The organism is Pedococcus sp., from assembly GCF_036554925.1.
GTDB lineage: Bacteria > Actinomycetota > Actinomycetes > Actinomycetales > Dermatophilaceae > Pedococcus_A.
The window spans coordinates 1-7,317 of sequence record NZ_DATBMI010000059.1; the positions used below are offsets into that span (position 1 = coordinate 1).

Here is a 7,317-nt window from a genome sequence, read left to right on the forward strand (position 1 = left end):
GGACGCCCGCCCGCTGGCGAAGGCGCTCAGGTCGCGGCCGCCCATCCACGAGGACTGCCAGTGGGCGACGTTCGTGCGCAACCACGACGAGCTCACCCTCGACAAGCTGAGCGAGAAGGAGCGGCAGGAGGTCTTCGCCGCGTTCGGCCCGGAGCCGGAGATGCAGCTCTACTCGCGCGGGCTCAAGCGCCGGCTGCCCCCGATGGTGGGGGGCGACCCGCGCCGGGTGCGCATGGTCTACAGCCTGCTGTTCTCCCTGCCGGGCACGCCGACGCTCTACTACGGCGAGGAGATCGGCATGGGCGAGGACCTCGAGGCCGAGGGCCGGATGGCGGTGCGGACCCCGATGCAGTGGGAGCCGGTCGCCAACGGCGGCTTCTCGACCGCCCCGCCCCGCAAGCTGGTGCAGCGGCCCGTGCCCGACGGCTTCGGCCCGGAGCACGTCAACGTGGCCGACCAGAAGCGTGACCCCGACTCGCTCTGGAACTTCATGCGCGACCTGATCCAGACCTACCGCGAGTGCCCGGAGCTCGGCTGGGGCGACTTCACCGTGCTGCAGCAGCCGCAGCGCCAGGTCTTCGCGCACCGGTGCCACTGGGAGGGGTCCTCGGTCGTGACCGTGCACAACCTCTCGGCCGACCCCGTCACCGCCGCCTTCGCGCTCGACCCGCGCGACCTCGAGGGCGAGGGTCCGACGTGGCTCGAGGACCTGCTGGCGCGCGGCTCCGTCGAGCCCGGTCCTGACGGCACCGTCGCGCTGGCGCTCGACGGCTACGGCCACCGCTGGTTCCGCGTGCGCCGAGACGACCTGCCGCGTCCCTGACCAGACCGGTCGTATGCCGCATGGGCGCGGCGGCCGGTCCGCGGCCCCGGGCCGACTACGGTGAGGCCCATGCGCGTGAGGGGTGGTGCCATGGCGGCCGCACTGGTGGCGTCACTGCTGGTCGCCGGCTGCAGCGGGGACCAACCCGGCGCACAGGCGCGCCAGCAGACCCCCGGCGAGAGGCTGTCCTCGGCGCGTGCCCAGCTGGAGAAGAGCCCGAGCGTGTCCTTCACGCTGGAGTCCGAGAAGCTGCCCGGCAAGGCCGTCGGGGTCTCCGGGGCCAAGGGCACCGGCCGCTTCGACCCGCCGTCGTTCCAGGGCACCCTCAACGCCACCGTCAACGGCGTGAGCGGCAGCGTCGACGTCATCGCGGTCGAGGACGACGTCTACATGAAGTTCTTCACGCCCGACTACAACCGCATCGATCCCGCCGAGTACGGCGCCCCCAACCCGGCTGCGCTGTTCGACACCGAGACCGGGATCACCAGCCTCGTCGGGAAGACGCAGGGCCTGGCCGCCGGCGAGCGCACCCGCGACGGCGCTGACGTCGTCGACACGCTCTCCGGCACCCTGCCGGGGTCAGCGGTGGCCGACCTGCTGGTCATCGGCGACCGCGCCGGCACCTACGACGTCCGCTACGGCATCACCGTCCCCGGTGGCGAGCTGCGCACGGTGGTGCTGGAGGGGCCCTTCTGGCCGGGGACGACCTCGACGTACACGCTGCGACTGAAACCGCTCGAGAGTGCCGCCGCGATCACCCGCCCCTAGGGCCCTGCTCGCGACGGCCTCAGTCGCCGTGGCCCTGGCGGCGGCGGACACGTACGTCGTCGTGCTCGCCCTGACCGACATGATGACCGGTGTCGGGATCGGCATCGACGCGCTCCAGCGGGCGACTCCGATCATCTCCGGGTTCCTGCTGGGCTACATCGCGGTCCTGCCGCTCATCGGCCGCCTCGCGGACCTCGTGTCGCGGCAGCGGGTGCTGCTGTGGTGCCTGCTGGTCTTCGTGCTGGGGTCCGCGGTCACCGCCCTCGCCGTCGAGCTGCCGGTGCTGGTGACGGGTCGTGTGGTGCAGGGCGTCGGTGGTGGCGGGCTGGTCCCGGCCACTCTCGCGCTCGTCGCCGACCTGTGGCCGGCCCAGCGCCGCGGGACGCCCCTGGGCGTCGTGGGGGCGGTGCAGGAGCTGGGCAGTGTGCTCGGCCCGGTGCTCGGCGCGGCGGTCCTCGCGGTCGCCGACTGGCGGGCCATCTTCTGGCTCAACGTGCTCCTCGGGTCGCTGCTCGCGGGTGCGGTCCTGCTGGCCGGCCACCACCCCCTGGGCCGGCCACGCGGCATACCCCTGGTGGTGGGCCTGTCCGCGCTCGGGGCGGGCGGGCTGGCCCTGGCGGCGCCGGCGGCCCTGGCCACGCACCTGACCCTGGGGCTGGCGTTCGTCCCCTTCGCCGAGGGGTCGACGTCTCGCGTGGCCACGCCCATCGGTGTGGCGGCGCTCGCCCTCGCGCTGGTGTGGGCGGTGCAGACCTCGGGTCGGTGGTGGCCGGTCCTGCGCCGCGCCGACCTCCCCGGGGCGCTGCTGCTGGGCGCCGCACTCGGGTGCGTGGTGCTGACGTTCGCGGTCGCCGACCCCGAGGCCGAGGTGGTCGGGCCGCTGGGCCTGGTCCTGCTGCCGCTCGGCGCGCTCGCGGCTGCGCTCTACCTCTGGCGGCACCGCACGTCACCGGAACCTCTCGTCGCGCGTGGCGTGGTCCGGGGCAGGGCCCGCAGCGCCCTGGTGGTGAGCCTGCTCGTCGGGGTCGCCCTCGTCGCCGTCGTCGTCGACGTGCCGGTGCTGGCGCGGCTGACCCTGACCGACTCCCCCACGGACGCCTCGCTGGTGCTCGTCCGCTTCCTCGTGGCCGTCCCGGTGGGGGCCCTGGGTGGTGGCGGGCTGGTGCGGTGGCGGGGCGACGGCGCCGTGGCCGGCGGTGGCCTGGCGGTCGCCGCGGGTGGCCTGTGGGTCATGAGCGGGTGGGGCGAGGGCTCCCTGACGAGCTGGGACGCGACGCTGGTGCTGGCCGCGGTCGGGCTGGGAGTGGGGCTGGCGCTCGCGCCGGTCAACAACGCCGCCCTCGCCAGCGCACCGGTCCACGCGCACGGCGTGGCCAGTGCCCTCGTCGTCGTCGCCCGGATGGTCGGGATGGTGGTCGGCCTGGCGCTGCTCACCGCGGTGGGGCTGCACCGGTACTACGACGCGGTGGCGTCCCTGCCCGACCAGACCGACGCCGCAGCCCTGGTCGGCGCGGGCCTGGTGCAGGTGCAGTCGGTCTTCGCGGGAGCCGCCGTGGCGGCGTTCACCGGCGCGGTGGCCTCGGTGGGGCTCGGCCTGCGCCGCCCCCGGGCGTGAACGGCCCGCCGCGGGCCGACAGTCGCGCAGGTGCTGTCAGCCGCGCAGGTCCTGTCTAGCCGCGCAGGTCCTGTCTAGTCGCGCAGGCGCGGTCAGTCGCGCAGCTCGACGACCACGGGGGCGTGGTCGGAGGCCCCCTTGCCCTTGCGCTCCTCACGGTCGATCACGGCGCCCTCGACGCGGTCGGCGAAGGCGGGCGAGCCGAGGATGAAGTCGATGCGCATGCCGCGACGCTTGGCGAAGGCGAGGCGCTGGTAGTCCCAGTAGGTGTACACGCCCGGACCAGGGGTGTGCGGCCGCACGACGTCCACGAACCCCGCGTCGAGGAACGCCTGGAAGGCCGCCCGCTCGCCCGGTGAGACATGGCTCTTGTCGAGGTAGTACTCCATCGACCAGACGTCGTCGTCCTGCGGTGCGATGTTCCAGTCGCCCATGATCGCCGTGGGTGCCCCGGCGGCCATCCACTTCTCGGCCTGGGCCTTGAGCCGGGCCAGCCACTGGAGCTTGTAGACCATGTGCGGGTCCTCGATCTGGCGGCCGTTCGGGACGTAGACCGACCACACCCGGATGCCGCCGCACGTCGCACCGATCGCCCGGGCCTCCGTGGCCAGCGGCTCGCCCCACCCCGGGTCGCCCTCGAAGCCGGCCTGGACGTCCTCGAGGCCCACGCGCGAGAGGATCGCGACGCCGTTCCACTGGCTGTACCCGTGGTGCGCCGCCTCGTAGCCGAGCGCCGAGAACCGGTCGTACGGGAACTGCTCGTCCCTGGCCTTCGTCTCCTGCATCGCGAGGACGTCGACGTCGCTGCGCTCGAGCCACGCCTCGACGCGGTCGATGCGGGAGCGGATGGAGTTGACGTTCCAGGTGGCAATACGCACCGGGTCACCCTATGCGCCGCGCCTAGAGTGGGCCCATGAGCACCGCCCTCGTGACCGGCGCGACGTCCGGCATCGGCCTGTCCTTCGCCCACCAGCTCGCCGAGCGCGGCCACGACGTCATCCTCGTGGCCCGCGACCGCGTCCGCCTCGAGAACGTCTCGGACGAGCTGCGCGCGAAGTACGACGTCTCCACGGAGATCCTCGTGGCCGACCTCAGCGACCGCGCGGAGACCGGCAAGGTCGCCGAGCGGCTCGCCGACCGGGCCCGGCCGGTCGACCTGCTCGTCAACAACGCGGGCTACGCCCTGAAGAAGCGTTTCCTCGACAACGACATCAGCGAGGAAGAGGGCGTCTTCGACGTGCTCGGCCGCGCGGTCCTCGTCCTCTCCCACGCCGCGGCCGGTGCCATGCGGCAGCGCGGCCACGGGGCGATCGTCAACGTCTCGTCCGTGGCCGGCTACATCACCTCCGGCCCCTACTCGGCGGTGAAGTCCTTCGTGACGACCTTCACGGAGGGGCTCTCCGCCGAGCTCGCCGGGTCCGGCGTGACGGCCACGGCCCTTCTGCCGGGGTTCACGCGCACGGAGTTCCACCAGCGCGCGAAGATCAACATGTCGGCGATGCCGCGGTTCATGTGGCTCGACTCCGACCGGCTCGTGCGCGACTGCCTCGACGACGTGGCCAAGGGCAAGGTCATCTCCGTGCCGGGCCCGCAGTACAAGGCGATCGTCGCTGCCCTGCGCCTGCTGCCGCGCTCGCTGGTCCGCAGCCGGGCCCGCACCGTGCATCGCCCCAGGAACTGACACCGCCGTCCCCCACGGGGCCCGGACGCCCGCCAGTAGGGTGGGCGTCGTGAACGAGCTCGAGACCGCCACCGCCACCTCCACCTCGACCGATGTCACGTCGCCGCGGGAGCGGCTGCTCGAGATCATCCGGGCCAAGGCGATCGTCCACGGCCGCGTGACCCTGTCCTCCGGCAAGGAGGCCGACTACTACGTCGACCTGCGCCGCATCACGCTCGACGGCGAGGCCGCCCCGCTCGTCGGCCAGGTGATGCGCCGGCTCACCGCCGACCTCGCCTACGACGCCGTCGGCGGACTCACCCTCGGCGCCGACCCGGTCGCGACCTCGATGCTCCACGCGGCGGCAGCCGCGGGCGAGCGTCTCGACGCCTTCGTCGTGCGCAAGGCCGGCAAGGCCCACGGCCTCCAGCAGCGGATCGAGGGGCCGTCCATCCAGGGCCGCCGCGTGCTCGTGGTCGAGGACACCACCACCACGGGCGCGTCGCCGCTCGAGGCGGTCGGCGCCGCCCGCGAGGCCGGCGCCGAGGTCGTGGCGGTGGCCACCATCGCCGACCGGGCCACCGGCGCGGGCGAGCGGCTCGAGGCCGAGGCGGGCGTGCCCTACCTCTTCGTCTACAGCCTCGGGGAGCTCGGCCTCGCCTGACGCACCTCCGGGCGCGGTCGCCGGCGGCGCCCGTCCAACACGCCGACCGCCTCAGAAGATCGGCTTGCCCCCGGTCACCCCGAGGACGGTGCCCGACACGTAGCTCGCTTCGTCCGACGCCAGGAAGACGAAGGCGCTCGCCACCTCGATGGGATGGCCGGCCCGCCCGAGCGGGGTGTCCGACCCGAAGCCCTCGACCTTCTGCTCCGGCATGGTCGCCGGGATCAGCGGTGTCCAGATCGGGCCGGGGGCCACGGCGTTCACCCGGATGCCCCGCGGGCCGAGCATCGAGGCGAGGTTGACCATCATGTTGTTGAGGGCCGCCTTGGTGGCGGCGTAGTCCAGCAGGTTCTCCGAGGGTGAGAACGCCTGGATCGAGGTCGTGATCGCGATGCTCGACCCCTCACCCATCTGTGGGGCGAGCGCCTTGGCGAGCCAGAACGTCGCGAAGACGTTGGTCTCGAACGTCCGCCTCACCTGGTCGCCCGGGAAGTCCTCGATCGTGTCGTGCGTCATCTGGTATGCCGCGTTGCTCACCAGGACGTCGACCCCACCCAGGCCGTCGACGGCCTGCTGCGCCAGCGTCACGTTCGCCTCCTCGGTGCGCTGGTCCGTGGGGCACAGGACGCAGGTGCGGCCCGCTGCCTCGACCTGCTTCCTCGTCTCCTCGGCGTCGGCCTGTTCCTCCGGGAGGTAGGAGATGGCCACGTCGGCACCCTCCTTGGCGAACGCGATCGCCGTGGCGCGGCCGATCCCGGAGTCGCCGCCGGTGACCAGGGCGCGCTTGCCGGGCAGGCGGTCGCGGCCGGTCCAGCCGCTCTCGCCGTGGTCGGGCACGGGGGTCAGGTCGGCCGTGGTCCCGGGCCACTGCTGCTGCTGGGCCGGGATGCTCGCCAGGGGGTTCTCAGCCATGGGCCCACTCTCAGGTGGGTGTCGATGGGCCGCAACCCGGAGGCCGGGGCCGTCTCGCACACTAGGATCGGCCGCAGCATCCTCGGAGGGGAGTCGTCATGATCGGGTGGATCATCGCCGGAGCCGTGGTCGTGCTGGTCGGGCTGTGGCTCGTCAGCGTCTACAACGGCCTCATCAAGCTGCGCAACCTCGTCCAGGAGGCCTGGCGACAGATCGACGTCGAGCTCAAGCGCCGACACGACCTCATCGGCAACCTCGTCGAGACCGTCAAGGGCTACGCCGCCCACGAGCGCGGCACCCTCGAGGACGTCATGAAGGCGCGAGCGGCCGCCATGGCGGGCGGCCAGAGCCCCGGCCAGCAGGCCCAGAGCGAGGGGCTGCTCAGCGCAGCCCTCGGCCGGCTCATCGCCGTGGCCGAGGCCTACCCGGACCTCAAGGCCAACCAGAACTTCCTCGCCCTGCAGCAGGAGCTGACCTCGACCGAGGACCGCATCGCCTCGGCTCGGCGCTACTACAACGCCAACGTCCGCGAGCTCAACACCCGCGTCGAGTCGGTGCCGTCGAACGTCGTCGCCGGGATGTTCAGCATCCGCCGCGAGGAGTACTTCGAGGCCGAGGGTGCCGAGCGCGACGCGGTGCGCGTCGACTTCGGCCAGCGTGAGGCCACCATCCCGCCGCCGAGCGGGTATGCCGCTGGCACGCCGGCGGGCGAGCCGGCCCTGCCGCCCGCGGCGCCCCCGTCCGCCACCCACCCCCCGCAGGACTCACCGCCACCCCGGGACTGACCGCCACCCGGGACTCACCGCGCGGCACCTTGCCGCCGCCACGCGTCCCCACGCGTCGCTCTCCCGCCCGACCAGCCGGCGTCCACCGAT

General features: G+C 73.2%; 7 protein-coding genes and 1 pseudogene. 6 read left to right on the top strand and 2 right to left on the bottom strand.

The window, feature by feature from the left end:
• From VIB11_RS04680 to VIB11_RS04690, 3 genes and pseudogenes are all read left to right on the top strand, one after another.
• Positions 1 to 823 (top strand): annotated as a pseudogene (locus VIB11_RS04680) (trehalose synthase); the annotation flags it as partial.
• Between the two features lie 69 nt (positions 824 to 892).
• On the top strand, positions 893 to 1,591 hold the full coding sequence (locus VIB11_RS04685; protein WP_332028837.1) for an LppX_LprAFG lipoprotein: 699 nt from the start codon (positions 893 to 895) through the stop codon (positions 1,589 to 1,591).
• 28 nt (positions 1,592 to 1,619) lie between these two features.
• A complete protein-coding gene (locus tag VIB11_RS04690; protein ID WP_332028839.1) occupies positions 1,620 to 3,206 on the top strand; it encodes an MFS transporter in 1,587 nt (528 codons plus the stop codon).
• Positions 3,207 to 3,298: 92 nt separating this feature from the next.
• On the opposite strand, the gene VIB11_RS04695 is transcribed toward VIB11_RS04690, so the two are convergent.
• Positions 3,299 to 4,084 carry an exodeoxyribonuclease III gene (locus VIB11_RS04695; RefSeq protein ID WP_332028840.1) on the bottom strand — a complete coding sequence of 262 codons (786 nt, stop codon included), beginning with the start codon at positions 4,082 to 4,084 and terminating at the stop codon, positions 3,299 to 3,301.
• Between the two features lie 35 nt (positions 4,085 to 4,119).
• Here VIB11_RS04695 and VIB11_RS04700 point away from each other — a divergent pair, with 35 nt between their 5' ends.
• Together VIB11_RS04700 and pyrE are read left to right on the top strand one after the other, a co-directional pair.
• Positions 4,120 to 4,887 carry an SDR family oxidoreductase gene (locus VIB11_RS04700; RefSeq protein WP_332028842.1) on the top strand — a complete coding sequence of 256 codons (768 nt, stop codon included), beginning with the start codon at positions 4,120 to 4,122 and terminating at the stop codon, positions 4,885 to 4,887.
• A gap of 49 nt (positions 4,888 to 4,936) precedes the next feature.
• Positions 4,937 to 5,530: an orotate phosphoribosyltransferase gene (pyrE, locus tag VIB11_RS04705; RefSeq protein ID WP_332028844.1), complete on the top strand. Its 594-nt coding sequence runs from the start codon at positions 4,937 to 4,939 to the stop codon at positions 5,528 to 5,530.
• Positions 5,531 to 5,581: 51 nt separating this feature from the next.
• On the opposite strand, the gene VIB11_RS04710 is transcribed toward pyrE, so the two are convergent.
• A complete protein-coding gene (locus tag VIB11_RS04710) occupies positions 5,582 to 6,442 on the bottom strand; it encodes an SDR family oxidoreductase (RefSeq protein WP_332028846.1) in 861 nt (286 codons plus the stop codon).
• A gap of 98 nt (positions 6,443 to 6,540) precedes the next feature.
• Here VIB11_RS04710 and VIB11_RS04715 point away from each other — a divergent pair, with 98 nt between their 5' ends.
• A complete protein-coding gene (locus tag VIB11_RS04715) occupies positions 6,541 to 7,227 on the top strand; it encodes a LemA family protein (protein ID WP_332028848.1) in 687 nt (228 codons plus the stop codon).
• Positions 7,228 to 7,317: the final 90 nt, after the last annotated feature.

Excerpts from the sequence above, each read along its gene's own strand:
- VIB11_RS04685 (WP_332028837.1), top strand. The coding sequence starts at position 893 with ATGCGCGTGAGGGGTGGTGCCATGGCGGCCGCACTGGTGGCGTCACTG.
- VIB11_RS04700 (WP_332028842.1), top strand. The coding sequence starts at position 4,120 with ATGAGCACCGCCCTCGTGACCGGCGCGACGTCCGGCATCGGCCTGTCC.
- VIB11_RS04715 (WP_332028848.1), top strand. The coding sequence starts at position 6,541 with ATGATCGGGTGGATCATCGCCGGAGCCGTGGTCGTGCTGGTCGGGCTG.
- VIB11_RS04710 (WP_332028846.1), bottom strand. The coding sequence starts at position 6,442 with ATGGCTGAGAACCCCCTGGCGAGCATCCCGGCCCAGCAGCAGCAGTGG.